Raw genomic sequence first — 16,232 nt, 5'->3', positions numbered from 1 at the left:
TAATTGTTAAATAAGATTTATGACTGGGTTGACGAACGATTAGACATTACGCCCATGTGGCGCGATATCGCTGACCACGAGGTTCCTGAGCACGTAAACCCAGCACATCACTTCTCCGCATTCGTTTATTGTTTCGGTGGATTGACGTTCTTCGTAACGGTCATCCAAGTATTATCAGGTATGTTCCTGACAATGTATTATGTTCCGGATATTAAAAATGCGTGGGAATCCGTTTATTATCTTCAAAATGAAGTGGCGTTCGGTCAAATCGTGCGCGGTATGCATCACTGGGGAGCAAGTTTGGTTATCGTAATGATGTTCTTACATACACTACGTGTTTTCTTCCAAGGTGCATATAAAAAACCTCGTGAACTTAACTGGGTTGTAGGAGTACTTATCTTCTTCGTCATGTTAGGCCTCGGTTTTACAGGTTACCTATTACCTTGGGATATGAAAGCGTTATTCGCGACTAAAGTAGGTTTAGAGATTGCTGCAGCAACACCGATTATCGGAGATGCAGTAAAGACGTTACTTGCCGGACATCCTGAAATTGTCGGTGCACAGACATTGACTCGTTTCTTTGCGATTCATGTATTCTTCTTGCCGGCTGCCCTTTTCGGATTGATGGGAGCTCACTTTGTCATGATCCGTAAGCAAGGTATTTCAGGACCGCTATAAGATTCATTATTTTTGATAACAAAGGAGGGAAACCTATATGCATAGAGGAAAAGGTATGAAGTTTGTTGGAGACTCTCGTGTCCCAGCAGTACGAAAACCTAATATCCCAAAAGATTACTCAGAGTTCCCTGGTAAAACAGAAGCATTCTGGCCAAACTTCTTATTAAAAGAGTGGATGGTTGGTGCGGTTTTCTTAATCGCTTTCCTATGCTTGACTGTCGCTCATGAGCCGCCTCTAGAGCGTGTTGCAGATCCAACTGATACAGGGTATATCCCGTTACCAGACTGGTACTTTTTATTCTTATATGAATTACTTAAATATCGTTATGCAGCTGGACCATACACTGTAATCGGTGCAATGGTTATGCCGGGTCTTGCGTTTGGTGCATTACTACTTGCTCCATTCCTAGATCGCGGACCAGAGCGTCGCCCAAGTAAGCGTCCAATTGCAACAGGTTTGATGCTTCTAGGTATCGCATCCATCTTCTTCTTGACTTGGCAGTCCGTAGATTCTCATGACTGGGAAGCTGCTGCAGAGCAAGGGGAAATCACGGATGAGATTGACATTGAAATTGACATGGAGGCAGAAGGTTACTTGATTCTTCAAGAGAATACCTGTCTATCTTGTCACGGTGACAACCTTCAAGGAAGCCCTGGAATGGCGCCATCACTAATTGACAACCCTGATATGACTGCTGAAGATTATGCAGATATTGCGGTTAATGGTATTGGTGGAATGCCAGCAGATCTCTTCAAAGGTACTGATGAAGAGCTTCAAATCCTTGGTGATTACCTGGTAGAAATGAATGAACTTGCTGCGGAAGCAGAATAATGAGAAAGCTGGCTAATTTAGCCAGCTTTTTTGTATAATGGAAACATCTATCTTTTAAAAGTGAGGAAAAATCATGTTAACTTGGTTTATACACCTGCTTAAAACACCGGTGATGTTATGGATGGTGTTGATTATCAATGTATTAGGGACAATCTATGGCTACATATGGTATGGCTATCAGCTCGAACAGACACCTGCCATCTTTCTTATTTTTGTTCCTGACAGTCCAACTGCCAGTCTTTTTTTCTGCTTTGTGCTTGTAGGTTTTATTCTAAAAAAGAATTTTAAGCTTTTTGAAGCATTAGCGATTATTACTCTTGTGAAATATGGGATCTGGGCGGTCGTAATGAATTTCTTAACGCTCATGGAAACGGGATATTTGCCGATAGAAGGCTATATGCTGATTGTTTCCCATGGTGCAATGGCTGTGCAAGGTGTGTTGTATAGTCCATACTATCGATTCAAGATATGGCATCTTGTGGCAGCAGCTATTTGGACTTTACATAATGATATTATCGACTACGTTTTCAAGATGATGCCTTGGTACGGTAGTCTCATGAAATATTTGCCACAAATCGGCTATTTCACATTCTGGCTAAGTATATTCTCGATCGTCATCGCGTATTATTTTTCTTTAAGGGTTAACAGGTTGAAGTTATCCTTGGATTAATGTTCTAACCTTGTCCACATTCTCATAACATTTAGTAGAGAATATGGGAGGGACAAGCGATGAAAGTAAATAAATATTTAGTTGCCATACTACTATTACTACTTATTTTTCCTATAGGGATTAAAGCACACTCTCATGAACCGTTACAACCTTTTGCGTTGAACTTCATCATGGATGATGCCCTTCAGCTTGTAGAAACGGAAAGGTATGTGGAAGCGCACAATTTGCTTGATATATTTTCGGATGAATTTACAAAGCTGATGGTTGGGAATCAGCAGATACCGATGGATGAAGTGCGGATTATTTCCGTAGCGCATCAGCAATCCCTTGGCTCCCTTAGTGATGTGACCCTCCCTCATGAGGAGAAGGTCAGGGCAGTCATCAAATTGCGCTTAGCGGTGGATGCTATGACATCCGAGCACCAGCCGATGTGGGTGGAGATGGAAGATGCGATGGTGATGACGTTTCAACAGTTAAGGGATTCTGTGGACACACGTGATAGCGATTCCTATGAACTGTTGTATAGAAGGCTCTTACTAGAGTACGATATGATCCACCCCAGCATCAAATTGGATGTAAAACCTGAACATATCCAAAAGATTGATGCTCATATCGATTATTTGGATAAAAATAGACAAGCATTACTTTCTCATAGTGAGGAATTTGACGATATGGAAGTGATTGAAGCTGACCTGAAGGCTCTCTTCAAGGAACTTAAGGAAGATGAAACAGATCCGTCGCTTTTATGGGTTATGATTTCCACAGGAAGTTTTATTTTGTTGACATTGTCCTATGTAGGTTTTCGCAAATACCTTGGTGCTAAGAAGCTGGAGATGCGGAAAAAGCTTAAAGATTGACAGGGATAAAAAAGAAGAAATAAAATAATCCTAATAGGAAGACTATAATTAGCAGGTTCTAAGCTAAGGAGGGACTTACTTATGGGATTAGGAATGTATCTGATCTATTTCGCTTTCTTGCTGATTGTCCCATTATGGGCACAGTCTAGAGTAAAGAGCGCTTATAAAAAATACTCCAAAGTTGCTTCCTCTTCAGGAATGCCTGGAGCAGAGGTCGCACGAAAAATATTACATGATAATGGGATTTACGATGTGAAAGTGGAAGAAACAAGGGGACATTTGACAGATCATTATGATCCGAGGTCAAAAACAATTCGTCTGTCCTCCCATAACTATCATGGAAATTCCATTGCCGGTGCAGCGATTGCAGCCCATGAGGTGGGGCATGCGATTCAGGACAATCAGGATTATGCGTTTTTACGCTTCCGCCATTCTCTTGTTCCTGTTGCAAGTATCGGTTCGAATATGTCGTTTTTCCTTATTTTCGCCGGTCTCATTTTCGGAGCAACTAATTTGATTCTTGTTGGAATCATCTTTATGGCAGCTGCAGTATTGTTCCAGCTTGTAACACTGCCGGTGGAATTTGATGCTTCCAACAGGGCAATGAATCAAGTAGTATCACTTGGCATCATCAATAACTACGAGGAACGTGAAACCAAGAAGGTATTGAATGCGGCCGCGTTGACATATGTTGCAGCTGCTGCTGTGGCGGTGGCGGAATTGACAAGATTTATTTTGATATATTTGGGAAGTCGGGAATAGGAAAATTGCTATGAAGCAGCCTGAGTAAGCAGCCTGAGTAAGTGGGCTGCTTTTCTTTTGTGTTTCTTAAAAGGAATGTAGCTGAAGATTGATGGGCAGAAGGAAAATGATTAAAAAAAGAGGGGAATTAGTCAAAAAAGAGCCTGAATTATACAAAAAAAGAGGAGAATTATACAAAAAAACAGTTGAGATTGATGACAATCCATATTATTCCAAATGCATGCGCATTTTCTGTTCCTGGAATGAGCATTATAGCAGGAGACATTCAACTAATGCCCTTTTATTGCTATTAACACCAAGTGAATCCTACTTATCGTTGTCCACAATTACTCATTTTTAAAGAAAAAATAGTCCTTTTAAACAAAAAACTGCTCAAAGGCCAGAATTCCATCGACCCTTGAACAGTGTTAACAAAAAAACTATAAGTCCTTACCTTACCGCTCCACCGGATTCTTATTCTCATCCAGTGTAAAGCCTTCCCCAAGCACATCATGCACATCACTGACCGCCACAAATGCATGTGGATCAACAGACGTGATGACATTTTTCAACTTGACCAATTCATTTTTTGCTACCACACAATAGAGCACATTGCGTTCCACCTTCGAAAACGAACCTTGTCCACGTAAGATGGTAACCCCGCGGTCCATCTCCTGATGAACTTTAGATGCGATCTCTTCATGCTTATCAGAAATGATGGTTGCCCCTTTAGCTGCATAAGCACCTTCCTGCATGAAATCGATGACACGCGCCGCAACAAATACTGCGACTAGTGTGTACATGGCTTCCTGAGAGGTCAGGTACATGATGAGCGAGAGGAGAATGACCACTGCGTCAAACAGAAACATCGCTTTACCCATGCTCCAACCGATATATTTATGGGCTAGGCGGGCAATGATGTCCACTCCACCTGTCGTTCCTCCGTACCGGAATATGATCCCCAATCCAATTCCAATGAACACTCCGGCAAACAATGCTGCTAAAGTAAGATCATCTTCTAGTGGAGGGAACATTAAAGGAACCCTCTGGAAAATCCATAAAAATAAAGACAAACTGAAAGTGCCGATAAGCGTGTAGTAGAATGTGTTCTTTCCGAGCAACTTCCAGCCGATAAAAAAGATCGGGATGTTCAGCAAGAGGTTGGTATAGGAAGGGTCGAATCTGAAAAGAAAATATAATAACAGGGTAATACCAGTAAAGCCGCCTTCCGCGAGATTGTTCTGCATATTGAAGTTGACGAGACCAAAAGCGAATATGGCAGATCCGATTAGAATGTAGATGATATTTTTGATTTTTAAGCCATTTAACATGGTGAACCTCCAAGACCTAGATAGTTTGCAACCTCTCCATTATAATAGACATAAAGAAGATAAGTAAATGAGATTTAGAATTGAGTATCATTGGAGTACATCAATCAGAGGAGATTGGATTATCGTCCTGTCAATTTGTGTTCCAAGTGTTGGACAAGCTTAAACATTTGTCAAATGATAGGGTTTTAGCTAACATGATAGAGTGAGGTGAGACGTGTATGAGTGAGAAGACGATGCAAGAGATGCAACTAGAAGTGGACAAATATATCTCCCAGTTTAAAGAAGGCTATTTCAGTCCGCTGGCAATGCTTGCGAGAATGACCGAGGAGCTTGGGGAATTATCCCGGGAGGTCAACCACTATTACGGTGAAAAGCCGAAAAAGAGTACTGAAAAAGAGAATACGGTAGAAGAAGAGCTTGGTGATATGCTGTTTGTCATGATTTGCTTCGCCAATTCCCTCAATATAGATTTACAAGAAGCGCACGACCGTGTTATGGAAAAGTTCCAAACAAGGGACAAAGATAGATGGACTAGAATCGAGGAGGAAGAGAAGTAATGGACAACATCAAGATTATACTGGCAGGACCACGTGGACGCATGGGGCGAGAAGCCGTGGATCTAATACATAATGTAGAACATTTTCAATTAGTGGCATGCCTTGATCGGGTAAACGAAGGCAAGATGCTTTCGGACGTGGACGGGTTCCCGTCAATCGACGCACCTATATACAGCGATCCGGAAAAATGTTTTCAAGAAGTGGAAGCTGATGTCCTGATTGACCTTACCACACCAGAAATAGGGAAAATCAATACGAAACTTGCCGTGGAAAACGGGATTCGCCCTGTTGTAGGTACGACCGGATTTAATGAAGAGGAGCTACAGGAATTGACGGAGCTTGCCGAGTCGAGAAAAATCGGTGTCATCATTGCTCCTAACTTTGCTGTTGGTGCAATTCTGATGATGAAGTTTGCACAGATGGCAGCAAAGCATTTCCAGGACGTCGAAATCATGGAACTTCATCATGATAGAAAACTGGATGCTCCATCCGGTACTGCAATTAAGACGGCGGAACTGATTTCCAAAACGAGGGAGCCGAAACATCAAGGCCACCCTGAGGAAGAAGAAACGATCCAAGGAGCAAGAGGTGCTGAAACGAAAGACGGTATCCGTATTCATAGTGTCAGACTTCCTGGTCTTGTTGCACACCAAGAAGTGTTGTTTGGGGGGGAAGGACAATCCTTGACAATACGCCATGATTCCTACAATCGTGCAAGCTTCATGTCAGGTGTGAAGCTATCGGTAGAAACCATAATGTCTTTAGATGTGTTAGTGTACGGCTTGGAAAATATTATTGAGTAGTAGTAGGGGGTACTGTGATGAAGGTAGCGTTAGTTGCACACGATAAGAAAAAACCGGATATGATACAATTTGCTACGGCTTATAAAAGTGTTCTGGAGAATCATGAAATTTTTGCTACAGGGACAACGGGCTTGAGAATCTCTGAAGCGACAGGATTGTCTGTACACCGATTCCGATCGGGACCACTGGGAGGGGATCAGGAAATTGGTGCTTTGATTGCACAGAACAAGATGGATATGGTCATCTTTTTCCGCGACCCATTGACTGCACAGCCACATGAACCTGATGTCACTGCTTTATTGAGGTTGTGTGATGTTTATTCCATTCCACTTGCAACCAATATGGGGACTGCTGAAATATTGATTCACGGGCTGGCAAGGGGAGAGCTTGGATGGAGAGAGATTGTACATGGCAAAGAGGCGGAGAAAAATGACTGATCAATTGGATATTCTGGCATTCGGGGCACATCCAGATGATGTGGAGATAGGAATGGCTGGTACCCTTGCAAAATATAAAGAACAAGGCTACAAAACCGGAATCTGTGATTTGACCTTTGCGGAAAGGTCATCCAATGGATCGGTCGAAATAAGGCAACAAGAGGCAAATGAAGCTTGTAAGGTACTTGGATTGGATGCGCGCATTCAGCTTTCGCTCCCTGATAGAGGACTGTTTATGAAAGAAGAATACATACTTGAACTTGTATCCGTCATCAGAAAATATAAGCCCCGTCTGGTTTTCGCTCCTTATCACGAAGACCGTCATCCCGATCATGGTAACTGTGCCAAATTAGTGGAGGAGGCTGTTTTTTCTTCTGGTATCAAGCGAGTGGAAGATTCACAGAAACAAAATGCTCATAAACCTGAAAATATTTATTTTTATCAAATTAATGGAATGAACAAACCGGATTTCTACATAGATGTAACGAACCAAATTGATAAGAAGACGAGAGCGCTTGAAGTATATACAAGCCAGTTTGAAAAAAATCAAGATGGAGTGGACACACCGTTGACCAACGGATATGTTGAGGCGGTCATTAGCCGAGAACGTGCATATGGAAAACAGATTGGCTCCGTGTACGCAGAAGGATTTTTTGCAAAAGGACCACTTGTCCTTAATTATGATTTATTAGGTGGGATTTAATTGAAATTGAAAATTGGCATTACCTGCTATCCAACTGTTGGAGGATCAGGGGTAATTGCAACGGAATTGGGGAAGCTTTTGGCGGAAAAGGGGCATGAAATTCACTTCATCTCCTCCAGTATGCCATTTCGACTAAATAAAGTGTACAGCAACATCTACTATCATGAAGTTCAGGTGAACCAGTATTCTGTCTTTCAGTATCCACCTTACGACTTGGCTTTGGCCAGTAAGATGGCAGAAGTGGCGAAACGGGAAAAACTGGACTTGTTACATGTTCACTACGCCATACCTCATGCGGTGTGTGCATATCTGGCCAAAAAAATGACGGATGATAAATTGAAAATAGTAACGACCCTTCACGGAACCGATATTACGGTATTGGGTTATGATCCATCACTCAACGATATGATCCGTTTTGGTATTGAGGGCTCTGACGTGGTGACAGCCGTATCCGAGTCATTGGTACAGCAGACTTACGATTTACTGCAACCGAAAAAAGACATTCAGACCGCTTATAATTTTATTGATGAGCGTGTTTATTTTAAAAAGGATACTTACGATCTCAAGGAACAATATGGAATATCTGAGGAAGAGAAGATCATCATCCATGTATCCAATTTCCGTAAAGTGAAACGCGTACAAGATGTAGTGAAATCCTTTCACCTCATTGAAAAGCAGATTCCATCCAAATTGCTGCTAGTTGGCGATGGTCCAGAAATTTCTGTCGTATGCAACCTGGTAAAAGAGCTAGGCCTTAGTGAGAAGGTACTGTTTCTTGGAAAACAGGAGAACCTGGAAGACTTGTACTCCATCAGCGACCTAATGCTACTTCTGTCTGAAAAAGAGAGCTTTGGCCTCGTTCTATTGGAGGCAATGGCATGTGGTGTTCCTTCCGTCGGGACAAGAATCGGAGGGATTCCGGAAGTGATTGACCACAGCAAGACCGGATACCTCAGTGAAGTGGGAGATATAGAGGATATTGCGAAAAATGCCATAAAAATATTGGGAGATAGCATTTTACATAAAACCTTTGCTGAAAATGCAGTAGCGAGAGTAAAAGAGCACTTCAGCTCTCAAAAAATAGTAAAACAGTACGAAGACATATACATGCAGTTAATTAATAACTAGTGTGGAAGTTGAGGGATAAACGATGAATGAAGCCTTCTATCAAGGTATAAAAATTATTGAGCGTCTTGAAGACAACGGACATGAAGCTTACTTTGTAGGGGGCTCTGTTCGTGATACCTTGATGAATAGAGTGATAGGTGATATAGATATTGCTACTTCGGCCACTCCTGATCAAATACAGGCAATTTTTGCAAAAACAATTGACGTGGGAGCAGACCATGGGACCATCATCGTTGTTGCGTCAGAGCAGGAAAGCTATGAAGTGACGACATTCCGAACAGATGGAACATATACGGATAACCGCCACCCTGATAAAGTGACTTTTGTGAAAAGCCTTGAGGAAGATCTGAAGCGCAGGGATTTCACCATGAATGCTATTGCCATGACCAAAAACGGGAAAATACTGGACCCTTTCCTTGGGGAATGTGATATTAAAAGAAGAGTTATTCGTACAGTGGGTAAAGCAACAGAACGATTCCGTGAGGATGCTTTACGGATGCTTCGCGCCATCCGTTTTTCCAGTCAATTGTCCTTTTCCATGGAGGCTGATACGTTTATAGGCATCCAAGAAGATCGAGCCCTTCTGGAGATGATTTCCGTTGAAAGGAAAACGGTGGAAATGGAGAAGCTACTAAAGGGACAAGGGGTCAAGAATGCTCTTGAGCTAATGGTTACAACGGATCTTCATGCATTTCTCCCTCATCTAGAAGGGAAAGGGGATCATTTACTAGAGCTAGCAAAATTACCTGTTTATGAGCTTCAAAGCCGTTCTGCACTTTGGACGCTGTTGGTTCTCGTCTTAGAAATAGTTGATGCGGAAGGTTTCTTGAACGATTGGAAGCTTCCGAAAAAGGTGAGTAAGGCCGTTCAGGAGAATTTGAATGTCATAGAACAGGTTCGAAAATTCGGATGGGAAAAAGAAGTCTTATACAGATCGGGTATAGAGCAATCACTGGAAGCTCTTCAAGTAATGAATATACTAGGTTGGGACACACGGGAGACGGGGATTCAAATCAAAAAAATCTATTACTCACTGCCTATTCACTGTCTGAAAGATATCGTTTTCGACGGACATGACCTTATGAATTTAGCAGGAGAGAAACGTGGAAAATGGATTTCCGATATCTATAATGATTTGGAAAAGGCATTAATTCATGGGGAAATTCAAAATGAAAGAGTTGCTTTGAAGGAGTGGGTATGTAATTGGCTACAGAAATACGATCAAAACTATTGAAAATGTTTACCGATATAGAAGGTGATTTTCTTTCAGGCCAGAAGATCAGTGAAGAACTTGGCTGTTCAAGAACGGCGGTTTGGAAGCATATAGAAGACTTGAGGCATGAGGGCTATGAACTTGAGGCTGTCAGAAGAAAAGGATACCGAATTAAAACAATTCCCGATAAGATATCCCATAATGAGATCTCATTGGGGCTGAAAACTGAAGCTCTTGGCCGGAAAATCCACTTCGAGGAATCGGTTACTTCCACTCAAAAGATTGCACACCAACTTGCATATGATGGTGCACCTGAGGGAACTTTGGTCGTCTCAGAAGAACAAACATCCGGCAGAGGAAGGTTGAGCAGGTCTTGGTATTCACCCAAACACACCGGTGTCTGGATGAGTTTGATTCTGCGTCCAAATCTGCCGCCTGCAAAGGCCCCTCAATTGACATTATTGGCGGCGGTTGCAATCACACAAGCCATTGAGGAGGTGACCGGTTTACGCCCGGATATCAAATGGCCAAATGATATTCTAATCAATAAGAAGAAAACAGTGGGAATACTGACGGAAATGCAAGCAGAGGCGGATAAAATCAATTCCGTCATTATTGGTGTGGGTATAAATGTAAATCAGGCAATAGAGCATTTTCCGGAAGAACTTCATTCAATTGCCACCTCCCTGTCCATCGAACTTGGCGAACCTGTGAATCGCGCTGAGCTTATCCAGACCATACTCGTAAAGTTTGAAACCCTGTACCATAAATACCTTGAGCATGGGTTTTACCCGATAAAGCTTCTATGGGAGTCCTATGCCATAAGTATAGGAAAGAGAATCATCGCCCGCACTATTACAGGGACCTTGGAAGGGAAAGCAAAAGGAATTACAGAAGATGGAGTCCTGATGCTTGAAGATGACCAAGAGGTGATTCACTATATTCACTCTGCAGATATACAAATTGGAAGCGATTAAATGATGGCATCTTTACAAGATATCAACTATAATAGTGGTGGGCAGTATCTATCAGAACTGCACCTGAGCATTGTCATACCATGTAATAACCAACCAAATATCTGCCTTGATCCAAAGGACTGGGACAGAGGGATTGAACTGAATTAGTTTATTTGATGCTATACAACCATCCTTCTTTCGCATGCGCAAAAGAAGGATTTTTTTCGGTTCATTTCCTCTCCTTATCAAAAGGTTCTGTTAAAGTGGAATGTTGAAATTTAAGATATTATAGCGGTTCATTGTAGCACAGGGCGTAGACTCCAGCGGGAGATAGCGCTTAGTGGAGACCCCGCAGGCTAGCCGAGGAGGCTCCACAAGTGCCCCGCGGAAAGCGAAGCCCAGTGCGGAAATGAATAGCGGCGCATAACAGAGCCTATCAAAAAAGGAGGAAGGAAAATGAAAACTACTTCGGATTTTTTGAAAATGAAAAAGAACGATGAAAAAATTGCCATGTTGACGGCATATGATTACCCATCCGCCAAGCTAGCAGAAGAGGCTGGTGTGGACATGATTCTGGTCGGCGACTCCCTTGGAATGGTTGTCCTTGGATACGAATCCACTGTTCCTGTGACAGTCGATGATATGATCCATCATACCAAAGCGGTAAAACGTGGAGCACCTTCGACCTTTGTAGTCACCGATATGCCATTTATGTCCTATCACCTTTCCATGGAAAACACCCTTCAAAACGCCAAAAGAATTGTCCAGGAATCTGGAGCCAATGCGCTTAAAGTCGAAGGGGGAGGAGAAGTATTCCATGTCATATCCTCGTTGATTAGTGCAGGGATCCCGGTGGTGGCACACCTTGGTCTTACTCCCCAATCGGTTGGAGTTCTTGGAGGCTACAAGGTCCAGGGTAAAGATGTGGAGAGTGCCAAAAAAATGATCAATGATGCCAGGACTGCCGAGGAGGCAGGTGCCATGGCGCTTGTCTTGGAATGCGTACCAAAACAGCTTGCCAAGGATATTGCCGCACAACTAACGATACCTGTTATCGGAATAGGGGCAGGTGTGGATGTCGACGGCCAAGTACTTGTGTACCACGATGTTGTTAAATATGGCGTTGACCGTGTTCCTAAGTTTGTTCAATCATACGTGGATTCCCAGACATTGATGAAGAACGGCTTGCACCAATATGTGGTGGAAGTGAAAGATAGGACATTTCCTAAGGCGGAACACAGTTTTACGATGAAAGAGGAAACACTGCATAGATTATATGGGGGATAAGAAACGTGGAAATTGTAAAGAAAATAAAGGACATGCAGAATGTCATTAAAATAGAGAAACAAAAAGGCAAAAAGGTTGGCTTTGTTCCCACAATGGGCTTCCTGCATGAAGGTCATCAGACACTGCTTAAGGAAGCCCGCGACAATAATGATGTCGTCGTATTGAGCATTTTTGTCAACCCTCTGCAATTTGGGCCTAACGAAGATTTTGATGCCTATCCCCGTGATATGATACGGGATGAAGACATTGCGGAGAATCTTGGAGTCGACTATCTGTTCTATCCAAGTGTGGATGAAATGTACAAAGAAGAACGGACAACCATTATTAAAGTGGAGAAGCGAGTGGATGTTCTTTGCGGAAAGCATCGTCCTGGCCATTTTGATGGGGTAGCAACAGTGGTATTGAAACTATTCCAGATTGTCTCACCGGATACGGCTTATTTTGGAATGAAAGACGCTCAACAGGTTGCGGTGATTGATGGTCTTATAAACGATTATCATCTACCTGTGGAGTTAGTTCGAGTTGGTACGGTCAGGGAGAAAGACGGTCTGGCAAAAAGTTCACGGAATGTGTACCTTAATGAAATCGAGAGAGAAAAAGCTCCATACCTATATAAAGCACTGATTCATGGCAAAAAGCTGATGGAAGAAGAGGATATGGTAATCCGTGATGTAAAGAATTCCATTGAGGAATTCATCACACTTCATACTGGAGTCCAAGCTGAATACGTGGAAATTTACGCGTATCCTACCCTTCAGGAAGTAAAAACGCCATTGGAAGAGAATAACATCATTATTGCTCTGGCACTGAAGTTCTCAAAAGCCAGACTGATTGACAACATTGTCTTTTCATACAATAAGGGGGAATAGCAAGTGTTTCGTACATTAATGAATGCAAAAATACACCGTGCCCGAGTAACGGAATCCAATTTAAATTATGTCGGGAGCATTACAATTGACGAAGATATTCTGGATGCGGTTGGTATGGTAGCAAATGAAAAGGTCCAGATTGTGAACAACAACAATGGAGCACGATTTGAAACCTACATCATTCCAGGTCAAAGGGGTGGAAGAGACTTTTGTCTTAACGGTGCTGCTGCTAGACTGGTTCAAGAAGGCGATGTCATTATTGTCATTTCCTATGCAATGATGGCAGAGGAGAAGGTAAAAGAACACCAACCTAAAGTTGCAGTCATGAACGAATTCAATGAGATTGTGGAAATGCTTGGTACAGAGCCTGCTGCCACTGTTATGTAGCACTTATAATGTTTTAATGACTTATATTGAACCCCCTTGTAAATAGGGGGTTTTTCTATTGAATCAATGGGGAAAATAAAATTAAATATTTTTTTCAGGTGGTGTCTATGGTACCTTTTATATAGATTCTTTTCTATATAAGTTGAACAGATGTAATGAGGTGGAGTTAATGAAACAGCGATTTGTCGTTCTAGATTTGGAAACGACAGGGAATTCTCCGAAGAAAAATGACAAAATAATACAAGTTGGCGCTGTTTTGATTGAAGATGGAGAAATAGTGGAGCGATTCTCAAGCTTTGTAAATCCAGAATGTTCCATTCCACCATTTATTGAACAATTAACAAGCATCAATCAAGAGATGGTTGACCGTGCCCCTACTTTTCAACAGATTGCACCGATGTTGAATGAAATGCTCGACGGTTCATCACTGGTTGCACACAATGTTCCGTTCGACCTATCTTTTTTGCAGCATGAATTGAGATCAAGCGGCTTTCCTGCTTTCTCAGGAAACACCTTTGATACAGTTGAACTAGCCAGAATTCTGCTACCGACTCAAAAAAGCTATAAGTTGACGGATCTGTCCATCTATTATCAACTTAATCATGATAATCCTCATAGGGCAGACAGTGACGCTGAAGCGACCGCAATTATATTTCTGAAGTTATTGGATAAGATTGATAGGCTTCCTGCCATAACAATCAAACAGTTACATACATTTTTGCACTCGATGAAAAGCGATATCCATCTTTTGTTCCAAACAGAAGGTGGAACCATTTCTGAAGAATACGTTCTATACCAAGAAAAGCTGGTAGTTAAAAAGGTCAGTGGTCATAGCCTGAATGAAAAAGTTGATGCTGATAAGGCGATTAGTGAACAAGCAATAAGCCTACAAAAATCTGTGGGAAAAGAAGTAAGAACCCTTCTGGAATCCCGACAACATGGATTGTTGGAATTGCTTCCATCACAAGTGAAGGAAATAAACCATGTTATGGGTGCTTTGCTTTTTGCCCTTGAAAAGAATAAGAAAGTTGCGATCTGTTCTGTTACTTCAGATACGAAGCGAAGCCTTGAGAAGCTGATTCATACATTCAAAAGGGATGCAGCGCATATTTGTACGGAGATTAAAGGAAAATTCTATTACCTTAGTTTACCGAGGTTCTGTTCTACGCTCAATGATCAAGATGATAACTATGATGCAGTGCTCACCAAAGCACAGATTCTGGTTTGGCTGACGGAGACGGAAACGGGAGACCTTGAGGAACTTTCTCTTTCATCAGGGGGGAAGTTGCTTTGGGAATCAATAAACTGTACCTACGGAGTAAACAAGGAGCAATCTAAAGGCGCGTTCTGCTTTTATCAAAAAGCAATAAATAAATTGGATGGAGCAAATATCATTTTCACCAATCATCAGTTCCTTTCAAAAGAAATTTGGAAACCGGATGTCTTAAAGGAGCTAGATTATTTTCTAATAGAAGATGCTAATGTGTTTCAACAAAACGTTGGCAAATTTCTAGGAAAACAAATAAGTTATCTGGATTTATATTTTGCTCTAATGAAACTGAAGGAAACCCCAATTGTCTCGCAGGCGAAGGAAGAGCTTGATGAGGCATTTCGAATGATCAGGAGCTATTGCCTTTCCAAAACAAAAAAGACTCAGCAGAGATCCATATATAGATATGATTTGTTAAAGGAAAAATCTCCAGGTTGGTTTGCTGTATTGGAAGCGGGACAGCGCCTCTGTATGAAATTGACAGAGGTACTTATTTCTTTGGATAAGCGGGGAACCGAAACCAGTGAAACAGGAATTCAACAGGAGGCCAACTTGCATCCATTAAAGGTAATGAGAGAAACTTTTCATTCACTCTTATTTGAAGCTGGGGACAATGCACTGACATGGTTTGATGTTCCAGCAAGGGGAGCAAAAAATTCCGTCACAATTTATGAGCAGCCCATTGATGTAAAACAGAGTCTTGCAGAAAAGTTCTATCAGATAAAAAGCAGTGTTCTATTTATTTCACAGGCATTAAGTGTCGATAATCGTTTTGATTATATGATCGAAGAACTTGGTTTAACTGATTTTTATCCCAAAACTGTCCTTTGTAAAGCAATAGAAGATAGATACACAGGTGTGTATATCCCAACGGATATGCCTGCCATTACAAGGGGCAAAAATGAAACTTATATTCAGATGGCCGGCATCCAACTAAAAGAGCTTCTGGAAGAAAAGGGCGGGAGAATACTTGTCACTTTTTCTTCACTTGAAATGCTTGCAGCAGTCTACCAGGAGATTAAATCACTTCCAAATGCCGAAGAAACGGTAGTAGTAAGTCAAAGCAGCATGACAGGTGGCAAGCAAAAGATTTTGAAGGCAGCTTCCAATTTTGACAAAGCCATTCTGTTAGTTTCCAACAGTTTTCTGGAAGAGGTATCCCTTTCTGATGAAAGAATAGACACTTTGGTAGTAATCCGATTGCCGTTCAAGGCGATGGACGAACCAGTGATGGCAGCAAGAATTGCTAATGTGGAAGGGCAGGGGCGAAATTCATTTACAGATGTTTCCCTTCCGATTGCGGTTCTGAGATTCAAGAAAATGGTCGGAACGTTTCTGGAAGGAAGCGGATCGAAGGATATTTTCATCTTTGACAGGAGAGTGGTGGAAAAACGGTACGGTAGCTCATTTATAGACGCCATACCGAATGCCATCGTTAAGAAAGATTCCTTTTTTTCCATATTGGATAGTATGAATTAGTGGCTTTTTAGTTAGGTTAATACAGTAAGATAAC

18 protein-coding genes are annotated in these 16,232 nt (G+C 41.8%); 17 read left to right on the top strand and 1 reads right to left on the bottom strand.

Going from position 1 to position 16,232, the window contains the following annotated elements:
• Positions 1-3: 3 nt before the first annotated feature.
• The 5 genes from qcrB to AB685_RS02410 all read left to right on the top strand — a co-directional run bounded on the left by qcrB (position 4) and on the right by AB685_RS02410 (position 3,799).
• Positions 4-678 (top strand): menaquinol-cytochrome c reductase cytochrome b subunit, encoded by a 675-nt coding sequence (gene qcrB / locus AB685_RS02430; RefSeq protein ID WP_047968947.1) that lies wholly within the window; start codon positions 4-6, stop codon positions 676-678.
• Between the two features lie 37 nt (positions 679-715).
• Entirely contained in the window at positions 716-1,510 is a 795-nt protein-coding gene (locus AB685_RS02425) for a menaquinol-cytochrome c reductase cytochrome b/c subunit (RefSeq protein WP_047968946.1), read from the top strand.
• Positions 1,511-1,583: 73 nt separating this feature from the next.
• Positions 1,584-2,180, top strand: coding sequence for a DUF1405 domain-containing protein (locus AB685_RS02420; RefSeq protein WP_047968945.1), 597 nt, complete (start codon positions 1,584-1,586; stop codon positions 2,178-2,180).
• A gap of 59 nt (positions 2,181-2,239) precedes the next feature.
• The gene (locus AB685_RS02415) at positions 2,240-3,037 is read left to right on the top strand and encodes a sporulation protein YpjB (RefSeq protein ID WP_053073701.1); all 798 of its coding nucleotides are present in this window, start codon (positions 2,240-2,242) and stop codon (positions 3,035-3,037) included.
• A gap of 81 nt (positions 3,038-3,118) precedes the next feature.
• Positions 3,119-3,799, top strand: a complete 681-nt coding sequence (locus AB685_RS02410; RefSeq protein ID WP_047968944.1) for a zinc metallopeptidase — start codon at positions 3,119-3,121, stop codon at positions 3,797-3,799.
• Positions 3,800-4,233: 434 nt separating this feature from the next.
• Here AB685_RS02410 and AB685_RS02400 read toward each other — a convergent pair whose 3' ends face one another.
• Positions 4,234-5,109: a YitT family protein gene (locus AB685_RS02400; protein WP_047968942.1), complete on the bottom strand. Its 876-nt coding sequence runs from the start codon at positions 5,107-5,109 to the stop codon at positions 4,234-4,236.
• 218 nt (positions 5,110-5,327) lie between these two features.
• Here AB685_RS02400 and AB685_RS02395 point away from each other — a divergent pair, with 218 nt between their 5' ends.
• The 12 genes from AB685_RS02395 (at position 5,328) to AB685_RS02345 (ending at position 16,198) form a co-directional block, all read left to right on the top strand.
• Positions 5,328-5,666 (top strand): nucleotide pyrophosphohydrolase, encoded by a 339-nt coding sequence (locus AB685_RS02395; RefSeq protein ID WP_047968941.1) that lies wholly within the window; start codon positions 5,328-5,330, stop codon positions 5,664-5,666.
• Complete coding sequence (gene dapB / locus AB685_RS02390) at positions 5,666-6,469, top strand: 4-hydroxy-tetrahydrodipicolinate reductase (protein ID WP_047968940.1); 804 nt, start codon at positions 5,666-5,668, stop codon at positions 6,467-6,469. The genes AB685_RS02395 and dapB overlap by 1 nt, the downstream gene beginning before the upstream one ends.
• Before the next feature lie 17 nt (positions 6,470-6,486).
• Positions 6,487-6,906 (top strand): methylglyoxal synthase, encoded by a 420-nt coding sequence (gene mgsA, locus AB685_RS02385; protein WP_047968939.1) that lies wholly within the window; start codon positions 6,487-6,489, stop codon positions 6,904-6,906.
• Positions 6,899-7,609: a bacillithiol biosynthesis deacetylase BshB1 gene (gene bshB1, locus AB685_RS02380; protein WP_047968938.1), complete on the top strand. Its 711-nt coding sequence runs from the start codon at positions 6,899-6,901 to the stop codon at positions 7,607-7,609. The genes mgsA and bshB1 overlap by 8 nt, the downstream gene beginning before the upstream one ends.
• Complete coding sequence (gene bshA / locus AB685_RS02375; RefSeq protein ID WP_047968937.1) at positions 7,610-8,737, top strand: N-acetyl-alpha-D-glucosaminyl L-malate synthase BshA; 1,128 nt, start codon at positions 7,610-7,612, stop codon at positions 8,735-8,737. It abuts the gene before it with no gap.
• A 22-nt stretch (positions 8,738-8,759) separates the two neighbouring features.
• Positions 8,760-9,971 carry a CCA tRNA nucleotidyltransferase gene (locus AB685_RS02370; protein ID WP_047968936.1) on the top strand — a complete coding sequence of 404 codons (1,212 nt, stop codon included), beginning with the start codon at positions 8,760-8,762 and terminating at the stop codon, positions 9,969-9,971.
• Between the two features lie 2 nt (positions 9,972-9,973).
• Positions 9,974-10,927 carry a biotin--[acetyl-CoA-carboxylase] ligase gene (locus tag AB685_RS02365; protein WP_047969700.1) on the top strand — a complete coding sequence of 318 codons (954 nt, stop codon included), beginning with the start codon at positions 9,974-9,976 and terminating at the stop codon, positions 10,925-10,927.
• A complete protein-coding gene (locus AB685_RS31175) occupies positions 10,928-11,074 on the top strand; it encodes a hypothetical protein (RefSeq protein WP_157860689.1) in 147 nt (48 codons plus the stop codon).
• A 288-nt stretch (positions 11,075-11,362) separates the two neighbouring features.
• Positions 11,363-12,193, top strand: a complete 831-nt coding sequence (gene panB, locus AB685_RS02360) for a 3-methyl-2-oxobutanoate hydroxymethyltransferase (protein WP_047968935.1) — start codon at positions 11,363-11,365, stop codon at positions 12,191-12,193.
• A gap of 5 nt (positions 12,194-12,198) precedes the next feature.
• Positions 12,199-13,062: a pantoate--beta-alanine ligase gene (gene panC / locus AB685_RS02355; RefSeq protein ID WP_047968934.1), complete on the top strand. Its 864-nt coding sequence runs from the start codon at positions 12,199-12,201 to the stop codon at positions 13,060-13,062.
• A 3-nt stretch (positions 13,063-13,065) separates the two neighbouring features.
• Entirely contained in the window at positions 13,066-13,449 is a 384-nt protein-coding gene (gene panD, locus AB685_RS02350) for an aspartate 1-decarboxylase (RefSeq protein WP_047968933.1), read from the top strand.
• 169 nt (positions 13,450-13,618) lie between these two features.
• The gene (locus AB685_RS02345; protein ID WP_047968932.1) at positions 13,619-16,198 is read left to right on the top strand and encodes an exonuclease domain-containing protein; all 2,580 of its coding nucleotides are present in this window, start codon (positions 13,619-13,621) and stop codon (positions 16,196-16,198) included.
• Positions 16,199-16,232 lie beyond the last annotated feature (34 nt).

It is taken from the genome of Bacillus sp. LL01 (assembly GCF_001037965.1).
The sequence above is the reverse complement of the archived record's forward strand: the minus strand, read 5'-3'. Positions and strand labels throughout refer to the sequence as shown.

Bases quoted from the DNA above. Each gene is read 5' to 3' on its own strand.
- AB685_RS02425 (WP_047968946.1), top strand. From the start codon at position 716: ATGCATAGAGGAAAAGGTATGAAGTTTGTTGGAGACTCTCGTGTCCCA.
- AB685_RS02420 (WP_047968945.1), top strand. From the start codon at position 1,584: ATGTTAACTTGGTTTATACACCTGCTTAAAACACCGGTGATGTTATGG.
- AB685_RS02415 (WP_053073701.1), top strand. From the start codon at position 2,240: ATGAAAGTAAATAAATATTTAGTTGCCATACTACTATTACTACTTATT.
- AB685_RS02410 (WP_047968944.1), top strand. From the start codon at position 3,119: ATGGGATTAGGAATGTATCTGATCTATTTCGCTTTCTTGCTGATTGTC.
- AB685_RS02400 (WP_047968942.1), bottom strand. From the start codon at position 5,109: ATGTTAAATGGCTTAAAAATCAAAAATATCATCTACATTCTAATCGGA.
- AB685_RS02395 (WP_047968941.1), top strand. From the start codon at position 5,328: ATGAGTGAGAAGACGATGCAAGAGATGCAACTAGAAGTGGACAAATAT.
- dapB (WP_047968940.1), top strand. From the start codon at position 5,666: ATGGACAACATCAAGATTATACTGGCAGGACCACGTGGACGCATGGGG.
- mgsA (WP_047968939.1), top strand. From the start codon at position 6,487: ATGAAGGTAGCGTTAGTTGCACACGATAAGAAAAAACCGGATATGATA.
- bshB1 (WP_047968938.1), top strand. From the start codon at position 6,899: ATGACTGATCAATTGGATATTCTGGCATTCGGGGCACATCCAGATGAT.
- AB685_RS02370 (WP_047968936.1), top strand. From the start codon at position 8,760: ATGAATGAAGCCTTCTATCAAGGTATAAAAATTATTGAGCGTCTTGAA.
- AB685_RS02365 (WP_047969700.1), top strand. From the start codon at position 9,974: ATGTTTACCGATATAGAAGGTGATTTTCTTTCAGGCCAGAAGATCAGT.
- AB685_RS31175 (WP_157860689.1), top strand. From the start codon at position 10,928: ATGATGGCATCTTTACAAGATATCAACTATAATAGTGGTGGGCAGTAT.
- panB (WP_047968935.1), top strand. From the start codon at position 11,363: ATGAAAACTACTTCGGATTTTTTGAAAATGAAAAAGAACGATGAAAAA.
- AB685_RS02345 (WP_047968932.1), top strand. From the start codon at position 13,619: ATGAAACAGCGATTTGTCGTTCTAGATTTGGAAACGACAGGGAATTCT.